Origin of the sequence: Paenibacillus konkukensis (assembly GCF_023523925.1) — a bacterium.
Lineage (GTDB): Bacteria > Bacillota > Bacilli > Paenibacillales > NBRC-103111 > Paenibacillus_S > Paenibacillus_S doosanensis.
In genome coordinates this window covers 7,739,649-7,762,684 of the sequence record NZ_CP027059.1, presented here as the reverse complement: position 1 = coordinate 7,762,684, position 23,036 = coordinate 7,739,649, and the positions used below count along the sequence as shown (strand labels likewise).

Here is a 23,036-nt window from a genome sequence, read left to right as displayed (position 1 = left end):
CTTCGGACCTAATGGATAAGATTCGCTGTTGGTCCAAAGCGAGTGTATAATAAATCATATAATAGAATAAGATGAGAGTTTATCCTAGGAGTAGTACTCCTACCATGAGGAAGCGGATAATGTAAAGGAGGAATCGGTGAATGGAATCATCCCGCCAGGAGCGGCGGCAGGAGCTAGCTCAATTTCTTCGATCGCGTCGCGCCCGCTTGTCTCCCGAGCAAGCCGGTCTGTTTGCCGGCGGAAGGCGGCGCACTCCGGGGCTCCGGCGCGGCGAGGTCGCCCAGTTGTCCGGCGTCAGCGTGGATTGGTATACGTGGCTGGAGCAGGCCCGGGATATTCAAGTATCCTCGCAGGTGCTGGAAAGCATCGCACGAGCGCTGCAGCTCGATTCCAACGAACGCAGACATTTGTTTCTGCTGGCCCTGCAGCAGCTGCCTGCAGATGCGGCTCAGCCTGAGCACGAGATCAGCCCGACGCTGCAAAGCTTCCTTGATTTGCAAGGAGTAAGCCCGGCCTACGTATCCGATCAACGCTTGACTATCGTAGCATGGAACCGGATGGCAAGCTTGATCTACGGAGACTATGCGTCCATGACGGAGCGCGAGCGGAACAGCGTGTGGCGCACATTCACCTCTCCTTACGTCCGGCAGCTGCTGCAGGACCGCTGGGAAGCGCACGCGCGCCATCGCTTGGCGCATTTTCGAGCCCTCTACGGGAAATTCGCCGGCGATCCGTGGTGGTTGGAGATGATCGGGGAGTTGAATAAAGTAAGTCCGGAGTTTCGGGATTGGTGGCCGCAGCATGACGTTCTGAACGGTCCCGAGGGAAGAAAAATCAATGTCCATCCGGCAGCGGGAAGGCTTGTTTTCGATCAAATCTCGTTTGCCGTCCTCGACGCGCCGCATTTGACTGCGACTATCAACATTCCTTCGCAGGAAGACGAAACGATCTCTAATCTGCAAAAGCTGATAAAAGCGTCTCTGCAGAACGATTAGGAGCTATCCTAAGACATGATGATTTATTCGCGGCCTGCGGTCGATAGAGCTTTTCACTTGCTGCTCCAACTCTCTATCGACTCTTCGGCCGCTTTTTCACCACACTTTTAAAAGTCATTTTCAGCTTCCACAAGGAAAATCCTTTTCGCAAATCCGCCTCTTTCGGCGGCCTTCTTCTCCCTTACCCGCTCGGCCTCTTCCATACGAATGCCCCGCAGATCCGCTAAGGCGCGAACGACTTCCAGCAGATCAGCCAGCTCTTCCACTGCCTGGGGCATCCCCTCCGCCGCTGCGAACTCCGATAATTCTTCATTCATTTTCCGGTACAGCTCCGCCGCGTAGCGCTGATCGTCCAGCACCTCATAGACGCACTTCCGCCCGCTCGATTCAATGATTTGCGGAATTTCATCTCGAACTAATTTACAATAGGCCGGCACAAGCTTCCCTCCCAAGGTCCATTCGTCTCATAATGACATTTCTATCATACAAGAACATTTGTTCCCTGGTCAAGATTGTGATTTCGCTCAATCGCTAACCTGATCTACGCGGACAGCGACTTGGCTGTAATCGTCCCAAATTCCGTTTCCGGTAATTTCCGTAAGGTACGGAGTTCCTCCGCCTTCCGAACCGGCCTGCTCGGGGGTCGGCGGCCCTGTCAGACGCTGGTGAATGTGTGCATATCCCAATACTTCATGATTTGGCCCATAGAACGTCAACGTAATCTTATAGTCGTGAGACCCGGGAAGCTTGCCGCTGATCCATGCTTTGGCAACGGAGTAGCTCCCTGTATGCTGATGGCGAAGAATGCCGAGGATCACTTGCTCGTCCGGATCGCTCAGGTTAAATAGCGGCGGGAGCGGCAAGCTAATATATATCGGTATCGTATTTTGCAGAGTAGCCATAACGGCCGATGATACGTCCGCGTCAAGCGGAAGCAGCAGATTCGTCTCTATCTCGTCCCCCACGGTAGAAGGAACCGCATAGGGAACTTGAGCGATCAGGTCTCCGTACGGACTCCAGAAGCTCAGCTTTCCCGAGACGGGCATCTCTATGGGCCCGGGGTTGAATCTGCCGATAGACCAGGCGTCCTTCTGAACAACCAGTTTTCCCTTCGCAAAGGACCGTTCCCCCAGCTGCACGAAATGGATATCGGCTATTCTCATCAACGATCCGTAATCCGGGCTTACGGCATCCGGGAAAGGCTGCTCCTGCCCGGCTTCTTCCGCAGGCGCATCGATATGAACATTCGGATGGATCAGCCACATATCGCCGAGCCAAGTCGTTTCAATCTGAATCGCATAAAATCCCGAAGGGGATACGAACTCGGCCTTGGCATGCACCGTTTGCGGGGATAGCACCGCCTTATTCAGCGCCGCAGGATAAGGACGGTCGTAAAGCTTGTTCTCGCCTTCCAAGTTCAAATCCGCCGTAAACGGGCGAATGACGCCGAGCTTGCCGTTGTCCAGCTTAATCCACATCGCGCCCAGCCAGGTGGTCTGAATCTGCACCCAAGTCTCGCCTGACGCGCCGGCGAATCCGCCATCGCCGTACTGGGTGCCGATGACCTTGACATTCTGCGGGCTTAACGTGGATGAAGGCTCCAGCTTATCGTCCGGCTCGGAATAAAGCGGCGTTTCGTCGAGAAGACTTAGCGTTTCGGGCATTCCATCAGGTAAAACCGCCCCGGCCGATGCCGCCGGCGGCTGCGAGGGGGAGGCAATGGCGAAATTCGAAAAGCTAGCAAGCAGAAAAACGATACATAGCGCGATTTTTTTCATTTTTCTTCCCTCCAGTTTTTAGTTTTCGGCAATTCCCTCTTCATACTCTCTCTGCGACGGCGAAACCTTAAATTTCCCTCTGCTTGATAATCCTTCCTTTCCTCAAAATATAGCTTACCTAATCTTATTTGTAAACGTTTATCCGCTATTTCGTATTACGAAAAACAGTATAAGTTTTTATGCTACGGAATGTCCCGGAGCCCGCGCCCTCATTGCGGCAGCTTGCGCTCCAGCCATGCCAAAAGCGGACGCAGCGTCTGCTCCATATTCGTGCGGCCCGCTTCATCCACATACGGAGAATGCGTGCGGAAATAGTCGGGATGGCTCCCGATCAGCGGGATGTCGGTGATTTCACCGGGTGGATACGCTCGGCGCCGCCAAATCTGAAGAAGCCCTAACCGCCGTACCCAGCCGCCCCAGCGTCCTAACCGGGTCACCGGATCTCTTCTGCCTCCCGTTCCGACGGCAGACAGGAACAGCACGCGCTCCCGCAGCTCCGGCGGTATCGGACATTTGGGCGAACCGATCTGAACGACGAGCGGCGGCGAATACCCCGCCTTCTGCAGCCGCCCCGCCACTTGCACGGCGCTGACGCCTCCCCCGCTGTGTCCGATCAACAGCACGGTCCGCCCCGCCTCGGCCGCCTCAAAAATCCGCTCCTTCGCCGCACGTGCGCCGATCGAAGCCCATATGCGCTCCTGAATATCCGTCAGATCGCGGAAAATTGCGGCCAGCTGGCGCGTCACCCGCTGCGACCAATCGCCGAACGGATAGAGCGAATCCGTCTCCACCCTATACCCTCTGCTCTCCAGCTGCTGCGACAGCTCCTCCCGGAGCGGGTCCATAAATCCCGGCGCCGTGGCGATGCCTGCCAAAGTGAACAGTGCAATACTGATGTCCGTTTGCTTCAAATTCAATCGGCCTCCATCCAGAAACTGGTACCGTAAGACAGGCTTTTCCTCGCTGCCTTTATCATTTCTATTGTACACGCCGGTGCATTGTTCTAAAAGGAGAGAAAAACGCTTCGCCGATCGCGCCTGAAAAAATACGCTTGACCTTCACCTTACGTCAACTTTTATGATCAGGGGGAACCATAACCAAATTCATTACAGGAGGAATTATCACTATGCCGAATCACGACCTCATTTATCAAGAGCAAGCGGAAAAGTACGACCAGCTGATCTCCAAGCAGCTTAGCCTGCTCCCTTACGTCACGGAAATCAGAGACGTTCGCGGACTGGACATCGTCGATCTGGGAGCGGGTACGGGAAGATTCAGTTCCGTGCTCGCGCCTTATGCGCGCTCGGTCTTGGCTGTAGACCGGTCGGAAGCGATGCTTCAGATCGCTGCGCGAAAGCTGCGGGAGACGGCGGCTGGCTGCCGGTGGACGACCCGGACGGCGGCGGGCCATTCCGCGATACCGGCGGAGGACCGAAGCGCCGATCTGATCATCGCCGGCTGGACCGTATGCTATGCGGTAAACCGCCATGTCGCCGATTGGGAATCCAATCTGGAGACGATTATGGGCGAAATGAAGCGGGTCCTCCGTCCGGGAGGCACGATCATCATCTGGGAAACGATGGGCACCGGACATGAAACGCCCGAGCCTCCGGCCTTTTTGACGGAATATTACTCGCTGCTGGTTTCCAGGTACGGCTTCTCCCATCGCTGGGTCCGGACGGATTATCAATTCGAGAGTCTGGCTCAGGCGGAGGAGCTGGCGCAATTTTTCTTCGGAGACGATGTGGCAGAGCAGATTGCCCGGCATAACTGGGTTCGGCTGCCCGAATGCGCGGGTATGTGGTGGCTTCACTTATAGAAGTTTGTCCGGCGGAGTTACTTTTGTGCCGTGCTTTTAGACAAGAAACAGAGGGGTCTTCCCCTGTCTTCCCCTCTGCCCTTGTCGTCCGCCTCAGCTTAAGCTCTCCCACCTAGCCCACAGTTCCCGCGGGTTCACCTCATAGATTTCCTGCTCCCGGAACAAAAATTGGTGCATAATAAATTCCCTGCGAATCGTAGCGAAATCGTCATGAAACCTTTTAATAAACTCATTGATTTCTTTCTCCGTATACTTCTTGCCCTGTTCCAAGCGGGACACCATATATTCCAGAACGATCAGCTTTTTCTTAAGCTGCGCGGGAACATGCTTCAGCTTGCCGTCCGCAGTGAAAAAGTTTTTGATAACGGAAGCAACAAGCCGTTCGTTATTGTTTTCCACGTCCTCCACCTCCTCCCTCTGCTTCGCATTTCGATAAATAAGCTCCGCCGTAGCTGAGGCGCTATGCTGAATAAAATAATGATTCAGGGAAAAATAGACGACGTTCTTCTCCCTTCTTTCGTTGATCAGCCCGGCTTCCCGCAGTTTGGCGCAATGATGGGTAATGGTCGCCGCCGATAAAAACAGCTTCTCCGCCAGCAGCAGTCCGTGCACTTCCCCTTCCGCCAGTAAAATTAAAATTTTGATCCGGGTCGGATCAGCCAATGCCTTATGATAATTGACGACTTTATCCAGCTGCATGCATCGATCGCCTCTCCTTCTTATTGTATAAGTCATAACATGTTGAACCGCTCTTCCAGATTCAGCCGACACCTCCGGCCGTTCTCGACGGACACCTAATTATAGATTCATCAAATTAGATAATTATATAATATCCAATTATAACCAAACGGTCAACAGTTTCCCCCTCATCCCTCCCATCCGGCAAAAAAAATCTTATCCCGCTGTCGAAAATGTAAACTTTTTTGCATGCCTATTCGTCAAATATATACATCAACAAACGCCGTCAAAAACGGATGAAAGAAGGTTTATTGTCATGTTAACGCGATTTTTGACGGATAGAGGCAAGCATTGGATTGCCGGGGCCGCGTTTTGCGGTATGGCCGGCATGGCATGGCTCAGCTTTGCCCTAACGGAAAGCATGTTTTCTCTGCCCGGCGGCTCCGCGCCGATCGGCGCCCGGGATGCGATCCGTGAACCCGCCATATCCCCAGCCGGTTCCCTGAACGGGTCTGCGCCATCGTCAGCGGCTCTTTCGCCGTCGCACTCCGTCGGAACCGAACCGCCGGAAGCCAGGCATGCCCTGTATGCCGCCGCCGATACCAGCACCGCTGCCGGCCCGGTGCTGGGGCCCGTGCAGGCGAGCCCGCCGGCGTTCGCCGGGAAGGTGGCGCTTACGTTCGACGACGGGCCGGACGGCAAGTATACGCCGGCGATTTTGGATATTTTGCGGGAAAACGATGTGAAAGCGACTTTTTTCGTCGTCGGCACCCAAGTGAGCAAGTTTCCGGAGGTGCTCAAACGGATTCATGAAGAAGGCCATGCGATCGGCAATCATTCATGGGATCATGCGGATTTATCCAAGCTCTCTTCGGCCCGAATCCGCGCAGAGCTTACGAAGACGGACGAATGGATCGAGAAGACGGTGGGATTCTCCCCTTCTTTGATCAGAGCGCCTTACGGGGCCGTCTCCGCTCTCGTCAAGAAGGAAGCCGAGCGATCCGAACGCCCCCTGATCGGCTGGAACGTAGACCCCCGCGATTGGGCTGGCACGGATTCCGAAGAGATTGTTCGCAACGTCAAGTCCCATACGAAGCCGGGCGGCATCATCCTGCTGCACAGCTTCGGGGGCAAGCAGGGAAAGCTGGACAACACCGTAGAGGCGCTTCCCGCCATCATCGCTTTTTTAAAAGAAAACGGCTACCAGCCCCGGAATTGAAAGCGGACCGGTAAAGCTTCGGATTACGGCTGCAAGCGGATCTTTATGCCGACAGGTCTTTCCCGATGCGGCCGGAAGCTGTAAACTAGAGTGAAGAAGAGTGCTTGCCGGGAAGTCTTTTATCTAGGGAAAATATTTTTTTGAACCTGAGTGGAGGGCTGATCGTCAAATAATTGAGGTGGCAGTGTTGGAATCCGATGTGAATTTTGAATATTTGAGGCATTTATCCGAAAGTTCCAATAAGAAGGCCATCCTGGAAGAGTTGATGGTCGCTTATGGCAAAGATGTATGGAATTACGCTTTTAGCATGACGCGCAAATGGGACCAAGCGGACGATATTACTCAAGAGGTTTTTATTAAGGTGTACCGCAACTTGTATACGTTCCGCAATGAATCTTCCGTCAAAACGTGGATTTTAACAATTACCCGCAACATGACGCTCGACTATCGGCGCTCGGCATTTTACCGGAAAGTTACATTAATGGACTTCCTCGCCCCCTCTGCCGAGTCCTCCTCCGCCGAACAGGCCGTCATCGACAAAATGGCGGTTAACGATCTGTGGAAGATGGTGCTCAGGCTGCCTGTCAAATACCGGGAGGTGCTCATCCTTTACGCACATTATCAATTATCGATGAAAGAAATGGCGCAAATATTGGGAGTGACCGAGGGAACGGTGAAATCACGTTTGTTTCATGCCCGCAAAAAAATGACGAAGTTAAAGGAGAGTCACAGTCATGGAGCCGATTGACGACGAGTTAAAGAAAGGGCTGGCCAGTGGACCGCTCACCCGCAACGGGTTCTCTGATACGCTGAAAAAACGGATCGGGGAACGCCTGGATGAACAGGATAACACTCCGCGCAAATGGCTGCCCTGGCTAGGCGGGATCAGCGCCGTTCTGGTCGCGGCGGCCGTGTTCTTGTCCGTCGATTGGCATTCCATGCTCGAACAAGGACCCGCCGGCGTACTCCGCGATAAGAACGGGGCGCTGGAAGCTTGGATTCCCCCTTTCTCCGGGACGGGTGAGGAAAACGTCAGCATTCATTCCGCCGTGCTGATCGGGCTGCGGACCGACCACCCTCAGGAGGGAGGCGCGGAGTACAGCACATACCGGACGCTGCTTTTGGCAGGCGATCAGGGCGAGCTGCAGAAGGTTGCCGAAGGGGACGGCATTCTGATGCCGTACAAAACCGACTTTATGAAAATCGTGCCGCAAAGTCTCGTCAGCTCTGGAGAAGAATCCCGGGTGCTAAGCGCATCGCTCGCTTCCGAGCTGAGCAAAGCGCGGAAGCTGGACCCGAAGCCTGCGGGACCGCTTGCGCTGTCGGAGAAGCTGCTCTTTGCCGGTAACCGCTATTTGTCCGTCGCGCAAACCGTGCGCCAGACCGTTCAAGGCAAGGAGACGCGTCATGAGTACGTATGGGTCAAGGAACTTCAGGACATTGCGCAGAACAAGGCCAGAACGCCGCTCGCCCCGGCCTCGGAGCCGCATGTTTCGATGAAAACATTGTACGGAAGCTCGATCCAATCCCGATTGCAGTTGTTAAACGCTTCCAAGCAATCTTCCGGCGGAAGCGCCGCTTCGGCGCCTATAGACGACACCGGCGATAGCTGGACGATCGTGCGCAAGCAGGGGCAATGGGTTCCCCAGCTCGCTTCTTACAACAACCGGACGGACGGCAATATGTATCGCTACTTGCTCCAGGACGTCCCGATCACCCTGCCGGATTCGGTCGTTTCCTACGATCGGCTGTCGACCGACTGGAGCGAAATCCGGCGCATTCGGCCCGACGCGAAGGATGCCTTCTCGTCGCCGAACAACGAGCTGCTCGGCGTTGTAACCGACAGCGATATTACCGTCTATCCGTCCGAAGGACAGATAGCCCGCAAACCGCTGATGACACTGAGTCTCGCCCCGAACGAATCGGTCGTAATGCTTCAATGGGCCGTTAACGAGCCGTTTATCGAAATGTGGAAAGACAAAGGCAAGAAGCTGCTTGGTTATTGATTCGGATTCGAATAACTGCATGGAAGACGGGCTGCATTCTCCGTGAAGCGGAATATGCAGCCCGTTTTTACGATCATCCGTCGGTAGTTGGCAGCCAGTTGAACCGATTCTGTACTGCGTTGAGATGCGGATTACCGGGAAATCCGGAACGTATGGATTTCGAACGGCTTCGTGGAGAACGGTACCGCCACCTGTTCGTCGCGGACGTCTCTGCACCGATCGCACGAATACAATGTCCGAATGCCGCGTTCCAGCAAATCGGTCATTTCGACGGCTCCGACCCATGCGGGCAGCGACAGCGCCGTCTCCCGCTTCGTTCCTGTCCATTCCCGCAGCCTCAGGATGTAGCCGTTTCCGTCCTCAGCTATTTTAAAGCACACTACGGCAAATCCGTCCAAGCCGTTCGGAAGCAGCTCCACAGCATCCATCGCCGCCGTTTCGGCGGGGAGCGTCAGCACAGGGCTCATCGTCTCCTGCGCCGTCCTCCATACGCACGCATCCGCCCAATCGCCTTGATGCGGCACTAAGCGGAATCGGTACGTTAAATCGCCGCCCGTCCATTGCGGAAAATTCGTGCCCCACCAATTGTTGAACAAATTAAAATGAATTTCCGGCTTTTCCGGCTTATAATCCGGTTCATAATCCCACATGCCGTTCCTGCCGATAAAGCATAACGGCGAATCGAGCGGGATGATCGCCATGCCGGCGGAGCCGTTCGAGACATCGAGAAAATATTCGCAGCAATTCAGCAACGTACCGGAAGCGGCCACCACATCGCGGCACGGGTCCACGACGCTGCCCAGCTTGTTCACTCTAAACTGCGGGCGATCGAGCTTCAGCGGGAAAATGAGCTGCCCGGATTCGGCCAAAGGCGTCTCGACTTTTCCGTTCAAGCGCCATTCCATATCGATATGCGGCTCGTCGGCCAACGCGATGCTCCATACGACTTCCGCCGCATTCCCGTATTCGGTCAAAGAAACGGCCGGCGTTCCCGCGATCACTTCGATCCGTATGCGGCCCTGCTCCTCAATAAGCCGCGACATGCGGACCTCCGTGCCGAAGACAAGCCGCTTCTGCTGCTCGGGATACCCCGTCTTGCCGAAATCATGCACTCCCCAGTCGTAATACCGGTAAGCGTATTTTTTCAAATAGCGGGTAATTTCCTTGTTGGAGTAAATATTGTATTCATACTGTCCGAATCCGTAATCGGCATTCGGCTCGATCCATTCTTTGCCCAGTCTCTTATCCCACAGACTCGTAATCCACCCGCCGCAGCGGTTGACGGAAACCGTAAAATAACGGTTTTCCATAACGATCTCCGTCTCGGTCACACTTCCGCGCAGCCCGCTATCGTTATCCTTCATCCCGCCGTTTACAGGCCCGTTCTCCCGCTTAACGCGGACGATGGTCTTGTAACCGAGCGCCGGGAGCTCCTTCACCAGCACGTGGAGTCCGCTGCCGGAAGCTCGGAGCTGGAGCGGTTCGCCGCTCGAACCGTCCACCCACACTTCATCCTCGTCCGGACGGTGCTCCCCATCGAGCGCCACATAGCCGTCCCTCATCCATCCGGTATGATTATATACACGGAGGCTGCTGCCCGTCATTGTCCCGCAGGCGCAGGCTTGCGCCAGTTCCTCATCGCAGCCGGCTGCCGCCAGCATCTCCGCCGCATGTCCGGCATCAGGCGCCGCTTCCGCATGGCCGGGACGCTGCGCCGCCTCCCTGCTCCCCGGCCGCAAAGCGCGCGCCGCTTCCTCCAGATGACGCTCGGCATGGCGCAAATAATCCGCCTGCTCCCGCCACGACTGTTCCATTAAGCGATAACGCTCGCTCTGCTTATCCTTCAGAAACGACGCTTTCTCGTACGTTCTCGGAAACAAAAACGATTTGCAATCCATCCCCCACGTATGCTCGCCGAACAGCAGCGTCTGTTCGTAGCTGCCGCGTATTTGGGCTGCAGCTTCCTCCAGATTGCCGCCGTCGCCCGAACAGTGCCGGATGGCGGCGGCGCTCTCCATAGCCGTCGTGCGGCCCCGAAGCTCTCTTGCTTTGGCCACCTCCTTGGGCGCCGTGCCGACGCCATGAATCCAGGAGTCGGCCAAATCTCCTCTTATGACCGGCAGAAGAGGCTCATAAGACAAGAAATCTGCGGCAAAATCCGCCAGACTGCCGACATGCAGCTCCGCCTTCGAGCCCGCATTCGCAATCGAAGCTTTCATCTCCTCAATTATGGACGCTTCATGAGGCCCGTGGTTGTCATTCGTTTGAATCATCGCCAGCCATACCGGATAGTCCCAATCTTCAGGAGGCAAAATCCCCGTGCCGTACGCTCCCTTGGAATAAAAGGTAAGCAGGCGCTCGCCGTCGGGCCCTTCCCAATAAAATACGGGCGGCACGTCGGGAGGCGTAGACGCCGGATTGCAGCCTAAGTGAAGCAGCTTCACGCCGGCTTTTTTCAACAAGGACGGAACGCTCCATGTATGACCCGGAACATCCGTCATCTTCGCATCCTCAGGATCGTAACCGAACTGTTCGGTTAACGCACGGGACACGTACATTCCGCGAACCCACTCCTCCAAACCGCAAAATTCGGTATGCGTCGTAAAAGGCAGCTTATGCCAGATCAACTGCCTCGCCCGAATCAGCTCCTGCGCCCTAAGCTTGTCTTCCTCACGGCTTCCTTCCAAAGATTGCGCAAGCGGCCAAGCCGACATCGTCCATACGTAACGCTCACGCGGGTCGTTTTGCCCCGTTTGTTCGCAAATTTGAATGACATCCTCCAGCATCTCCGTCCTGTAGCTATGGACGACGTCCGAAGCCAACCCGGTAAAGCCGATATCAAAATGCGTCTTGAAAACAACGTAAATTTTATTCACTTTCGTGTTCATAGTCTTAGCTCTCCTTTGACTATCGTTATATGAGTCCATGGTTCCGCCCTGATCCTGCGAAAGGCTGCCTGCGCGATCCGCAAGCCTATGTACGTCACGATATTGGTCAAGGCGGCAAACCACAACTGCACTATTTGAAGATGTTCAGAATCGTGGCAAATTGTACGCGTCCTGCGGTCGATAGCGGTTTCCGCACGCTGGCCCTACGGATTCCTTTATTCTTTGAGCCTCTGATTCGGAAAAAAGCTTCGTTTACAAAAGCGACTGCTGCCGCTGTTCCCAAGCTCTCCGGCCGCTTTCTCGCCAACCCTTTAGTAACCGCTTACATTCAATTCAAGAACCTGCTGCTCACTGAACCTTGCTGTAACAGCAAAGCATTTGTTGAACCTGAACACATACGCGCCGAGCATTCTTGACGAGGGTCAGCATTGCAGCCTAGATCAAGCCGGATATCCATTAAACCGGTTTAATTCAAGCGTATGCAGCAACCGATCGTTAAACCGGTTTAATTATCCTTTTGCGTAAAGTATACCTAACCGCTCGCTTTCTTGCAACGACTATTTTGCGTGAAAACCGTGTATCCCTGTCCCCTTCGGCCGTGTTTCTTCTAAACAAAAGCCGTGCATCCAGGTTGTTGAGGCATTCAGCAGGAAGCTGCGGCGACCGCCATACGGAAATGCCTTTCGATCACCGTTGCCCGCTCGATTTCTTAATCGTCGCCCCAGCAAATACGTCTGTGCATTTGCGCTCTTACTGATCGTTTCCGCTCGCTTCCTCTTCCTTTTCACCATGCTCCCGAAAAGATTCCGCCGATCCGGCTTCCTGTTTTGTTCTCCAGCTTCGATGGACAGACCATATGATGATGCCTGCTGTAAACAAACATCCCCCCAAAGCCGTCAAATACAAAAATGCAACCCATATTTGATGAAGATCCGGCCCATTGCCGATAGGCCCTACCCGCGGACGCTGCGCGACCACATAGTAAACGATCGCCGCAATCATCGCGAGAACTCCGGCAGCCATCATCACCATCGGTCTCCGCTTACGATACTGAGCCGGACGGGTTAACAATATGCTGAACTCCTGCAATATCCACAGCAAAACAGTGCATGCCGGAATAATCATTCATTTGCCCCCTCTTCACAGATACTGCTTACAGTTGTTCATCGGCGTTCCACAATCGTGTTACTCCTATTAATTGTTGGCCTATAAATTCCATCTTATAGACGTCATCGATCTTTTCGGCTTTCAATAACTCGGTAACTCGATGTGCGTCCGCTTTCCCTTGATCGGTAGCCCCCTTGTTCTTTTACTCCCTTCCTCCTTCGGCGATTCACCGTGTCTAGGGACCCGCGCATAGCCGCCATCGGATCAGGTATCGCCAGTTACTGGCTCAAAAGGCAGTTCGATATATTCTGAGACTCTGGAGTACAAGATTTCAATAAGCTCGTCGTCCATATATTTGTAGTCATCAGGAATATCTAAACAAATGACTTTTTTTCCCGCGAGCATCGGTCCAAACTTGGCATTCAACCTTCTTATGTGTTTCTTTTCCATCACGAATATAAGGTCAGCCCAACCAATATGCCCGCTAGTCACCTTAATACGAGCATTCTCTTCTGTTCCCGCTGACCTCACATCGTAATCATTGACTCCATGAAATATCTTTTCTGCCGTTAGACTTCGCCATTTGTTCCTGCTGCAAATAAATAATAATTTTATTTAGTTCACCTTCCTTTATGGTTTAGAACTCCCTTGAGTGATACAGCACATTAGAAAATAACGTCCATCCACTATGTCTCCAATGTGTTACTGCATTCACATTCTCCGAGTGGGCAAACAAAACTGCTGTATGAATTCCTGCTTCCTATAGCAATGAAAGGCTCCTTTCAACCATCTCTTTTGCTATTCCCTTTCGTCGATGCTCCTCGGCTACAGCAACGTGGTATAATGTGCCGCGCCGTCCATCATGGCCGCAAAGTACTGTACCCACAATTATTTGGTCAATCTCAGCGACAGTACTGATCCCAGGGTTTCGTTTGATATAGGCAGCAATTCGCTCTACTGAAATTCGCTGAGGCTTTATCCGTTATTTTTTGGAATGTGTCCGTAGAACTTACCGTTCTTCTAGAAAACAAACGTTGTCTCGTCTGGCTCCCTCACCGACTTTCTGGCTATGATTTACAGTCTATGATATTCGCCTTTGGTATACATTTTCCTTCAATATTTATCGTGCTAACGGATATTTCTGCAAAAAAAAGAGACCCGCATCAACGAGATGCAGGCCTTCAAGATATATATTATGAAAAGGGGGTCATAGGTACAGTATAGACGTAAAATATGATCCCCGGATGAACGTCAGATTACAACTTGATTACAAATCTTTGCAGAACCGATTACATTGAACAGTTTTGCAGAGGCACGGCCAGTTTCTTGACCGTATCGTCATGTATCCAATAAACAACCGGATTGTCCTGAGGCTCCCTGGTCATACGGAATCCCCGGGCCGTCATTTCCAACGCCACCTCAAGGGTCGACTTGTCTTCAGACAGTGGATATTCGCTGCCGTTCGCAGCTATGGCGATTTCGATGGTTTGCAGTCTTTCGGCGATGTCCCGATACCCTTGCGAAATGAGATCAAAAAGATTGTCGTCTCTTACTCTCACCGTAAAATATGCGGCATAAAACTCCAGAGGAAAATACAATTTATAGAAAGCCAAGCGGAGAGCTAGCATAACATAGGAGACTGCATGCGCTTTGGGAAAAGCGTATTTTATTTTTGAAAGAGCGTCGCGATACCAATGCGGAACGGAATGACGCTCCAACAGCTCCACTTGGTCAGGAAGCAGCCCTTCTCCTCTTCGAACGCGATCCGTAATTGCGAAGGCGGTTTGCCTGTCAATACCATAGTGAATCAAATCCAGCATTACATTGTCGCGACACCCTATAACGGAGCGAATCGTACCTTCACCGCTTTGAATAAGCGGCCAGGCATTGTCTTCCCATGTGCCGGTGCCGTGCGACAATCCGGATATTTGTACAAGCTCGGAAAATGAATGTGGCAGTACCTTCTCCAGCATGTCACGAACAAACGGGACATTCATCTCCGGGATGCCGTAGGTTCCTACTTTGCTGCGAAGTTGACGTGCGGATACGCCGAGTTCTTCCGTGTGCCTGAACAAGCTTAACACCTTAGGATCATTCATAGGAATGTTTTGCGGATGAACACCTGTCAGATCCTGTAGTAAGCGCAAAGCGGACATGTAATCATTGCTTATGAAGTCAAGCCTGAACCATATCGGATCAAGCAGCCGGTAGTCGAAGTAGGTCATCTCCCGCTGAATTTCTGAATCTGCACCTTGATATATGACGGGAGTGACCTCTTCCGTCTCTACATGGTCCGGTACAACATAGACTCCTGCGGGTTGCGGATGATGATCGGTCGTACCGGGGTAGACTATTTTCTCCTTGCCAAATTTCCTCTTGAGTTCATTTTCCGCTTCTGCTTGATATTCTGGAGCGACGATCCAATCGATATTCGGAGCTTTCTCCCCTTGCACGCCTAGAAACATCTCCTGCGGGATGTTATGCCCGTCACCTTGCATCATCCCTCCGCATTGCGGGCATGTACGATCGATTAAGTCGAAACCGTTCCCCGCATCATCAATCCATTCCACCCGCTTGCAAGATTTGCATAAATAATGGGGCGGCAAAGGATTGATCTCCGTTATTCCGGTAAAATACGCTGTGATGCTCGCCCCCGCAGAACCTCTCGCTCCTACAGGTTGCTTATGCTGAGCCGCATGTCCGGCCGCCTCCGCCGCAATGAGATAACAGGACGCGAACTCGTGGTCGATGATGGAATCAAGCTCTGAATTCAGGCGTTCTTTCACCCGATCAAGCAAAGGTGATCCGTATTGATCTTCTGCCGCCTTAAAGCATAAGGACCGCAGCTTCTGCGCGCTATTTTCTATAACGGGAAACAAGCGTCTCGTCGGCAGCAAATCGTAATGTTCAAACAAGGCCGCCAACCGGTTCGGCTGCTCTACTACGACCTCATAGGCCGCTTTCTCACCTAAATAGGCGAACTCTCGAAGCATTTCGTCCGTAGAGATCAGCGTCGGTAACGATTCCCCTGTATTGGGAACCCGTACATTGAGCGTGGCGATAACCGGCTTGCCGAGCCGCTTCCCCAGTTCGTAAATGATCCGGTTAGCCTGCTCGTAATCCGCTCTGGTGAAGCAGGCTGCGCCCCCTTGTTCCCCTTGAAGCAAAGGTGCAGGTTTAATCATCAATGCATCATAAAAAGCGGCTACGGCTTCTGCTTGCTCAGGCCGATGCAATACTGTATGCAAAAGCTCGTCTTTGTCGCAGCCGTTCATGACCAACATTCCCGTACGAAGTGGCTGCAGCTTGTCCGCATCCATTCGTCCAGGCTTGTATTTCATCCATAATGAGAGCAGCCGGAATAAATGATTTTTGCCTAACGAGCTTAGAGCGTATATATAGCACGAAAAATAATCATCTTCTGTATCATGCTCCGCAGCGGCGCTTAGCGTTCGCTCCCGCTTCTTGACGATTAAAGCTTCAAGACCTAATAACGGCTTGATCCCGAACGAACGAGCCAATCGGTCCAGAGAGACAAGCGACCGGATTCCATATTGCCCGACTAATCCTATGAACTCATATCCCTGCTCATTCATATGACGGAAAAAGAGAGACGCGGTTTCATTCCCTTGTGCTTTACTCTCGGCGACTATAACGCCAAACTCAATACGTTGATTCTTATCCATTTGATCTCAGCTCCCATCAAATAAGAAATATTCCCCAAAAATGTTGTGTTGATTATCAACTCAACTTTTAGAGCAAAAAAAATCAGAAATCCATAATTAGCTGTTCCGCCTTCTGTTCTTTCGGCGCGCCGCACCATGTAATCTGGCCTTCTTGGCCAACGATTAAAAGCTGTAATTGAGCCAATCGCACCGTCAGCGCCGATATCGAAACCCCGAAGCAATCGGCGAGCCTGTACAAATGGAACAGCTGAATCCGCCCTATTCTTCGAAGCTGCCCTACGGCCCTCTCCAACATCGGACGCGGCATGAGCAAGCAGCCGGCAAACAGGTCGGCCTGAACTTCGATCGCCGGCTTTTGCGATAAACTGCGGCAATAGACAGGGCTGTCACCGGATTCCGGGGAAAAGGAGTGCTGCGAGCGGAGCCTGTAAGAAGTTTGCGTCGTATGCAAAACCCAATGTCCCAATTCATGAGCCAAAGTGAAATGATAGGTTCCCAGCTTGCTGTCAAATAACTCGCGATGAGTTTCATTAAGCACAATCCGTTTTTCCGTAGGAAATATGGCCGCCATCACCATCCCATCTTGGTCCAAATGATCGATGGCCTCCCATATAATCTGCAAATCAAAATGAAATTCAACCAATTCTTCGATCGGAACCGGACGGATCACTTTATCATGGGGATCATACCCGTAATCCGTAAGGATGCTCATCGTGACGCTCTCCATTTGCTCATTGGTAATGTAGCGGGATTTATTGCTCATTGGGCCTCCTCATCGTTTTCTCCGATAATATCTTTAATCTGCTGCCATTGGGCCGGGGAAAGATTGGATGCTTTTCTTAAAAACATCGGAACATCTTTGTTCTCTGTAATTAGCCGTTGAAAACTGCTTGGGACCTTGTCGGCAGCCAAAATCAGCTCATCCGCCGAGACATGGAGCACTTCGGCGATTTTGACAATCTTGTCCTCTGCGGGCGGGTCCATCGAGCCGCTTTCGATTTTGCTTATATAGGTAAAGTCGATGCCAACCAGTTCGGCAAGGCGGCGCTGGGTAATTTTGTGCTGTTTGCGCAGTTGTCTTAGAAGCTCTCCGAATTCGCTCATGTTGTATTACCCCTTTCCTCTTTCCAGTATTACCCATGTTGAATGAATTGTCAACATTTTTCTCTTTAAGAATTCCCCTCTCCCGGGGCAAGCGCCCAGAAGCGGCTAAGCCGCTTCCTACCGCAGGCTGCTCGGCCAAATGACGAGCGAATCGCGGTCGCTCTCGGCCCCCAGCTTAAGGAGAATATCGGCCGCCTCCGACTGTTTGACAGGCTTGCCATTCCACTTGTCGACGACAAGCTTGCGGATGCCGGAATACCGCAAATAATCCGCAGCGGCGCTCCGCAGCAGCTCCTCGAGCTCATCGCCCCGCAGTTCCTCCATCGTATAGATCCGCTTGCCGTTATTTTCGATCCACAACAGCCAACGGCCTCCGCGCATAACGAGTTCGCTGCCTTTTTTCCTGGCAAAAGCTATGCCTTCCTTCTCCGGCCATTTGACGAGAAGTCCGAACGGATTGGACGGGTCCGTCGAAGGAAGAACGACCGGCCGGTTCCCTTCGGTCCATGAACGGCTCTGCAAGATGCCGAGCCTTTCCCTGGTGGAAAACTGCATCGTTTTCACATCGCGAACCCATAATCCGCGGGTCAGCATTCCCCAGTTCTCCAACTGCTTAAGCTGGGGATAAAGATCTTCCCACGACCAAGGAGAGTATCCGGCAAGCTCCTTGGTGAGCAAGCCGAACATCTCCAACATCTGCTTGATCCAAGCCATCATCGCTTCCGGCGGTTCGTAATTCGCCTCTTCCTTCAACGAACTGAGCGCATACCAGCGGCCGAGTCCCGACTGGAATCCCTTGCCTGCGGCCGTTCGCGCTTTGCCCGGCTTCGCCGTGCCGTTCAGCCTGAACGGGGCGAATTGATCGTTCGAGACCAAACCTTTCCATGCCAGCTCCACCAATTGGGATGTAAGCTCCGAAGGGACCCGCCCTGTCTCCCGGCTTAGCGCAGACAGGAAGCTGGCACCCTTGCGCCCTAGCAGCGCCATGAGCTCCCGGTCCTCCGCGCTGCCGTCGGACGGCGGCTCCCCTAGACCCTCAACCCCGGCAGGATCAAGCTCAACAGCGCCGCCGTTCAGGGGATCGGCTTGTTCAAGGAACGGGCCGTAAAGCTCGCGGGACTCCGTGAGGAAAAAGGCGACGCGGCCCTCCTTCTCCTGTTTTCGTCCGATCCACAATACGTCGCCGGCTGCGCAGAGCCGGTCCAGCAGCTCTTTCTTGTAATCGGTCAGGCGAAGCGGGAACACCGAGCTCTCCCATTGGGATAGAGGAAGGAATAGTCCCTGAAGCTGGCCGATGATCCGCTTTAGTCCTTCCTCGCCGCTGAGCCGCGCATAAGACTGCACATGCTGCAGCTCCATCAGCCGCGAGCAATATACCGCCGGATCTATCGTTTCCACGGACTGACGGAGGGAGGCCGCCTGCCTGCGCGCTTCCCGAATCAATAGGCGGCGGTTGAGCCACACTCGCTCCTCCGGCCCTTCTTCATAGGAAGAGGGCTCGATCCTTCCTTCCGCCTCCCATCCGCGAATCAGCTCGCCAAGCGTTCGCTCGTCCAGTCCGTAGCGCCGCTGCAACGCTCCTATCGTGAAGCGAGCCTGCCGATCCACATATCTTGTCGCGATAAACCGGCCGGCCAGCGGATCGGAGCCCAGCCGCGCATAGGTGTCGGCTTCGTCGGCGCAGATCCAATAGACCGTCCCATGCTCGTCGTTCGCACGCGCAACCCCCAAACGAACGGTTCGCACTTTCCCTTCCCGTTCCAGCTCATGCAGTTTGCTCGCCGCGCCCGATCCCTCTCCGGTGATTATCGTGAGCTCCTCTTCAGTAAACTCTCCGCGTTCTTTTAGCAATCGGGTCCAGTCATCCGTCGTTTCGACGACGACCCGCTCCGTCTCCTCCGAGTCCACGGCCGCTAAGGCTCCGTCATCCGCATTTTCTTTGTCGCTATTCGAAGCAGTAATAGAGTCCGAGGGCTCGAACCATTGTCCCGCCAGTGAACGGTTCAGCCCGGTCAAGTTCGCTTGAAGGTCTTTGCCGACCGCATCGGATTCATACATTTGCGCATTAATAAAATCGGCAAGGAATAACGCGGCGAACGGTGAAGGATAAGCCCCTTGGGCAACGACAACCTCCAGCTTGCCGGTTTCGATGCTTCTGAGCGCCCCGCGCACTCCGTGTACGTCCAGCTCCTCCTGCATGCAGATGCGGATCGCTTCGCGGATAAAAGGAAACTGCTCCGCATAAGGCAGCGATTCCCGCAGCAGCTCTTCGCTGCGCAGCCGTTTCTGCCAAGCCGGCATCCGCCGGAAGCTTCGCGACAACAGCAAGGATGTCTCGGCCAGCCGCCGGAACGTGATGCCGAATTGCGGCGAGCCCGGAATCGCTTCTTGCAGCAGCCGCTCCAGATGATGCGAGGTAACCTCGCGGATCAGCGGCAGCAGCTTGAACGCGTCTCCGTTCCCGCCGTCGGCCACGACAAATTCGATGCCGTTGTCCTTGGCGTTGGCATAGATGCGGTACGGCAGCCGGCGCTCGGCATACGCCTGAATGGCCAGCTGCCAAGTACGGTTAAAGGTACGGCCGAACCAGCTGTGAATAATCAGATGATGCTGCTTCATATCGTCCTGAAACTGTTCGATAACGATGCGGCGATGAGTAGGCAGCGCCGCGGCGGCTTTTTGCGCATGGAGCAGCAGCAGCAATTCGTCCGCCGCCCGGGCGTCCATATGATGGGATTCCATTAGCAGTCCGGTAATAACCTGCTTCTCTTCCGAATCCATCCGCCGCTCCAAATCTTCCATGAACTTTCCTATCTCTTCGGAAAACGCCAAGCTTCTGCCCTGCCCCTCTCCGCGCCAGAACGGAATTTCGCTGAAGCTGTTGCCGCCCGCTTCCTCCACCACATAGACCCGGTCGCTTCGAATCGTCTGGATTCTCCAGGAGCTGGTTCCGAGCTGGAATACGTCTCCCGCGCGGCTCTCGTGAATATATTCCTCGTCCAGCTCTCCGAGATGAATATGGCTGTGGGCATGATGGACAGGATAGGCGCTGCCCTGCGGAATCGTGCCCGCGCCCATGATCGCCGCCATGGCGGTCGAACTGCGGCGGGAGAGCAGCCCCCTCTCCCGATCCCAATCCACCAGCGGCCGGACGAACGGGTAGTAGCCGGCCAGCACCTGGAGCACGGCTTCGAGCCGTTCCGGCGGGAAGCCGTGGTATCCGTAGCTGCGCGCCAGCGTGCTGCGCAGCTGAGGCAAGGTCCAGTCGTCCGCCGCCACCATGGCGACGACCTGCTGGCACAGGACATCCAGCGCGCCGCGCGGAATCCGGATGTCCTCGATCTCTCTGGCGGCGATGCTGCGCGCCAGCGCCGCGCATTCCGGCAGCTGCCCGCGGGTGCGGGCAACGATTACCCCGCGGCTGACGTCGCCGACGGAGTGGCCGGCCCGGCCGATCCGCTGGATGCCCGCTGCCGCGCTCTTCGGCGAATCGATCTGCACGACGAGATCGATATGCCCCACGTCGATGCCGAGCTCAAGCGAGGAGGTGGCCACCAGGCAGCGCAGCTCGCCGGCCTTGAGCGCGCCTTCCACCTCCAGCCGCTGCTCGCGCGAAATGCTTCCGTGATGGGAGCGGGCCATCTCGCGGCCGGCATGCTCGTTCAGCCTGAGCGTCAGCCGCTCGCACAGCCTGCGGTTGTTCACGAAAATCAAGACGGATCGGCAGCCCTCGATCAGCTTCATAATATGGTCGGTAAGCGGTCCCCAGACCGCCTCCTGCTTGTCTCTGGTCAAATGCGTATACTCCGGAACAGTGACGCGCAGACGGAACTGCTTGTCCATCCGGCTCTCGATAATCTCCACGTCTCGCGGGGCATACCCGCCATCCCCTCCGGAATCCTCCGGGGCGCTTTCCGCCGTATGATCGTCCCTTCCCGTCGCTTCCGTCTCTTCGCCGCCGCTCCCCCTCCGATCGCCTGCCGGGACCGGTTCGTATCCGCCCAAAAACCGGGCCACCAGCCCGATCGGCTTCTGCGTCGCGGAAACGCCGATTCGCTGCGGCGACGCCCCTGTCCATTCGGTCAGTCGCTCCAGCGTCACAGACAGATGCAGTCCACGCCGGTCCGCCGCCAAATCATGGATTTCATCGACGATGCAATAGCGGACCGTCTTCAGCATCATCCGCGCTTTGGGAGAGGTCAGCAGCAAATATAACGATTCCGGCGTCGTTACAAGCACGTCCGGCGGATTTCGGAGCATCGCGGCACGAGCATGCTGCGGAGTGTCTCCGGTACGTACGCCGGAGGTGAGCCCGCTCCAGCCGAGCCCGAGCGCTTCCGCCCTTCGCTTCAGCTCCTCTATGTAGCCGATGACATGATGATGAATATCGTTGTTGAGAGCTTTGAGCGGCGTAATATAGATCAGCTTCACTCCGCGATCGGCCGACTCTCGTTCCAGCAGTATCCGGTTCAGACAGGGCAGCAGCCCTGCCAGCGTCTTGCCGGACCCGGTCGGGGCGGCGATCAGCGTATGCTTTCCGGACAAGATCGCCCTCCAGGAGCGAATTTGAACGTCGGTCGGCTGCCCGAACCGATCCGTAAACCAGCCGGCGATCAGCGGATGAAATACTTCTATTCCTCCGGTACTCTGCATCTGAATTCTCCTTTTTTTCGCACACATTCGTGAATCGACTACAAATAGTATACCAAAAAAATACAGCTCACCCGAAACGAAAATCGATCATCCCCGTTCCGCTGCAAGCTGTATAGTAAATCCACTTAAATGATCCGATTCAAATCGGTTAAAGACCGGATCACATACTTCGGCACCGCATCGCCGGTCAGCGCCTTATTCGTTCTGTTGATCCACGCCGCATCAATACCGAGCCGGGACGCGCCTGCGATGTCGCTCGTCGCCGAATCCCCGATATGCAGCACTTCGTCCGGTTGCAAGCCGCACGCCGCAAGCCCGGCTTCGAACATCTCGGGACGGGGCTTATAGGAGCGAGCGTCCTCGCTGGTAATGATATGATCGAAGCGCAGTCCGTTATACGCTGCCGCCGATTCGATATCCGCGCGGTCGATATTCGATAAAATATAAACAGGAAGCGCATTATCCCGCAAAAAATCGAGCGTATCCCGAAAGACCGGAGGCCGGCTCCAATGGGCATATAGCGACTCGCTTAAGGCTAGGGCATCCTCATCGGAACCGAAACGCTCCAGTGTGTCCTGCAATGACAGCAGCTCCAGCTCTCGTTGCGTTTGGAAATCCGGCCCATAACAGCGGAGGAAATCGGAAGATAACCGTTTCCACCAATGCGAGCGTATGTCGCGAATCGTCGCCTCCTCTGCAGCCGTCTCGGCTATCACAGAGCAAATACGGTCGATAACAGCGTCATCCTCGTGAACTAACGTTCCATAGAAATCGAAAAACAGCGCCTTATACATCCATCTGCCACCCGCCTCTCCATCGCTTTACCACTGCGCTACTTTATTTAATTAAATCAATCATATACGAACCCGCACGCGCTGTCCATCTATTTTTTCCAGCTCCCTCATTGAAAAGACAAGCATAACCAGGCCACCGATCCATTTTTGTAATAGTAAAAATTTTACATTAAAACTATAAAAATCCTCGCCTGCAACAAAAAAGCATAAGGTGGTTAAACCCAATGCTTTTCCATTTTGTTTCGCTTTTAAAAATGATGGTCATTTCGTCGCGGCCTAAGGGGGATATCGTCGCGCCCTGCGGTCGAT

The 23,036-nt window shown here is 54.2% G+C and carries 19 protein-coding genes; 6 read left to right on the top strand and 13 right to left on the bottom strand.

The window, feature by feature from the left end:
- The first annotated feature begins 140 nt into the window (after window positions 1-140).
- Window positions 141-995 carry a helix-turn-helix transcriptional regulator gene (locus SK3146_RS33990; RefSeq protein WP_249862953.1) on the top strand — a complete coding sequence of 285 codons (855 nt, stop codon included), beginning with the start codon at window positions 141-143 and terminating at the stop codon, window positions 993-995.
- 107 nt (window positions 996-1,102) lie between these two features.
- Here the strand turns inward: SK3146_RS33990 and SK3146_RS33985 are convergent, their stop codons facing one another.
- The 3 genes from SK3146_RS33985 to SK3146_RS33975 all read right to left on the bottom strand — a co-directional run bounded on the left by SK3146_RS33985 (window position 1,103) and on the right by SK3146_RS33975 (window position 3,762).
- Window positions 1,103-1,432 (bottom strand): nucleoside triphosphate pyrophosphohydrolase, encoded by a 330-nt coding sequence (locus SK3146_RS33985; protein WP_249862952.1) that lies wholly within the window; start codon window positions 1,430-1,432, stop codon window positions 1,103-1,105.
- 87 nt (window positions 1,433-1,519) lie between these two features.
- Window positions 1,520-2,773, bottom strand: a complete 1,254-nt coding sequence (locus SK3146_RS33980) for a hypothetical protein (RefSeq protein WP_249862951.1) — start codon at window positions 2,771-2,773, stop codon at window positions 1,520-1,522.
- Between the two features lie 209 nt (window positions 2,774-2,982).
- A complete protein-coding gene (locus SK3146_RS33975) occupies window positions 2,983-3,762 on the bottom strand; it encodes a hypothetical protein (protein ID WP_249862950.1) in 780 nt (259 codons plus the stop codon).
- 137 nt (window positions 3,763-3,899) lie between these two features.
- Here SK3146_RS33975 and SK3146_RS33970 point away from each other — a divergent pair, with 137 nt between their 5' ends.
- Entirely contained in the window at window positions 3,900-4,592 is a 693-nt protein-coding gene (locus tag SK3146_RS33970; RefSeq protein ID WP_249862949.1) for a class I SAM-dependent methyltransferase, read from the top strand.
- 93 nt (window positions 4,593-4,685) lie between these two features.
- On the opposite strand, the gene SK3146_RS33965 is transcribed toward SK3146_RS33970, so the two are convergent.
- Window positions 4,686-5,291 carry a DUF2087 domain-containing protein gene (locus SK3146_RS33965; RefSeq protein WP_249862948.1) on the bottom strand — a complete coding sequence of 202 codons (606 nt, stop codon included), beginning with the start codon at window positions 5,289-5,291 and terminating at the stop codon, window positions 4,686-4,688.
- Between the two features lie 295 nt (window positions 5,292-5,586).
- Between SK3146_RS33965 and SK3146_RS33960 the strand changes: the two genes are divergently transcribed.
- From SK3146_RS33960 to SK3146_RS33950, 3 genes are all read left to right on the top strand, one after another.
- Complete coding sequence (locus SK3146_RS33960) at window positions 5,587-6,489, top strand: polysaccharide deacetylase family protein (RefSeq protein WP_249862947.1); 903 nt, start codon at window positions 5,587-5,589, stop codon at window positions 6,487-6,489.
- A gap of 307 nt (window positions 6,490-6,796) precedes the next feature.
- A complete protein-coding gene (locus SK3146_RS33955) occupies window positions 6,797-7,237 on the top strand; it encodes an RNA polymerase sigma factor (RefSeq protein WP_249862946.1) in 441 nt (146 codons plus the stop codon).
- Complete coding sequence (locus tag SK3146_RS33950; protein ID WP_249862945.1) at window positions 7,224-8,495, top strand: hypothetical protein; 1,272 nt, start codon at window positions 7,224-7,226, stop codon at window positions 8,493-8,495. Before SK3146_RS33955 ends, SK3146_RS33950 begins: the two co-directional genes overlap by 14 nt.
- Before the next feature lie 131 nt (window positions 8,496-8,626).
- Here SK3146_RS33950 and SK3146_RS33945 read toward each other — a convergent pair whose 3' ends face one another.
- Window positions 8,627-11,383, bottom strand: coding sequence for a DUF5054 domain-containing protein (locus SK3146_RS33945; protein WP_249862944.1), 2,757 nt, complete (start codon window positions 11,381-11,383; stop codon window positions 8,627-8,629).
- Window positions 11,384-11,412: 29 nt separating this feature from the next.
- On the opposite strand from SK3146_RS33945, the gene SK3146_RS33940 reads away from it, so the two are divergent.
- On the top strand, window positions 11,413-11,799 hold the full coding sequence (locus SK3146_RS33940; protein ID WP_249862943.1) for a hypothetical protein: 387 nt from the start codon (window positions 11,413-11,415) through the stop codon (window positions 11,797-11,799).
- Between the two features lie 334 nt (window positions 11,800-12,133).
- Here the strand turns inward: SK3146_RS33940 and SK3146_RS33935 are convergent, their stop codons facing one another.
- The 8 genes from SK3146_RS33935 to SK3146_RS33905 form a co-directional block, all read right to left on the bottom strand.
- Window positions 12,134-12,508: a hypothetical protein gene (locus SK3146_RS33935; protein WP_249862942.1), complete on the bottom strand. Its 375-nt coding sequence runs from the start codon at window positions 12,506-12,508 to the stop codon at window positions 12,134-12,136.
- 246 nt (window positions 12,509-12,754) lie between these two features.
- Entirely contained in the window at window positions 12,755-13,105 is a 351-nt protein-coding gene (locus SK3146_RS33930; RefSeq protein WP_249866524.1) for a low molecular weight protein tyrosine phosphatase family protein, read from the bottom strand.
- A gap of 145 nt (window positions 13,106-13,250) precedes the next feature.
- A complete protein-coding gene (locus SK3146_RS35385; RefSeq protein WP_434006924.1) occupies window positions 13,251-13,409 on the bottom strand; it encodes a GNAT family N-acetyltransferase in 159 nt (52 codons plus the stop codon).
- A 370-nt stretch (window positions 13,410-13,779) separates the two neighbouring features.
- Window positions 13,780-16,176 (bottom strand): PolC-type DNA polymerase III family protein, encoded by a 2,397-nt coding sequence (locus SK3146_RS33925; RefSeq protein ID WP_249862941.1) that lies wholly within the window; start codon window positions 16,174-16,176, stop codon window positions 13,780-13,782.
- 82 nt (window positions 16,177-16,258) lie between these two features.
- Window positions 16,259-16,939 carry an ImmA/IrrE family metallo-endopeptidase gene (locus SK3146_RS33920; protein ID WP_249862940.1) on the bottom strand — a complete coding sequence of 227 codons (681 nt, stop codon included), beginning with the start codon at window positions 16,937-16,939 and terminating at the stop codon, window positions 16,259-16,261.
- Entirely contained in the window at window positions 16,936-17,280 is a 345-nt protein-coding gene (locus tag SK3146_RS33915) for a helix-turn-helix domain-containing protein (protein WP_249862939.1), read from the bottom strand. Before SK3146_RS33915 ends, SK3146_RS33920 begins: the two co-directional genes overlap by 4 nt.
- A 117-nt stretch (window positions 17,281-17,397) precedes the next feature.
- A complete protein-coding gene (locus SK3146_RS33910; RefSeq protein ID WP_249862938.1) occupies window positions 17,398-21,933 on the bottom strand; it encodes a DEAD/DEAH box helicase in 4,536 nt (1,511 codons plus the stop codon).
- 125 nt (window positions 21,934-22,058) lie between these two features.
- Window positions 22,059-22,727, bottom strand: coding sequence for an HAD family hydrolase (locus SK3146_RS33905; protein ID WP_249862937.1), 669 nt, complete (start codon window positions 22,725-22,727; stop codon window positions 22,059-22,061).
- Window positions 22,728-23,036: the final 309 nt, after the last annotated feature.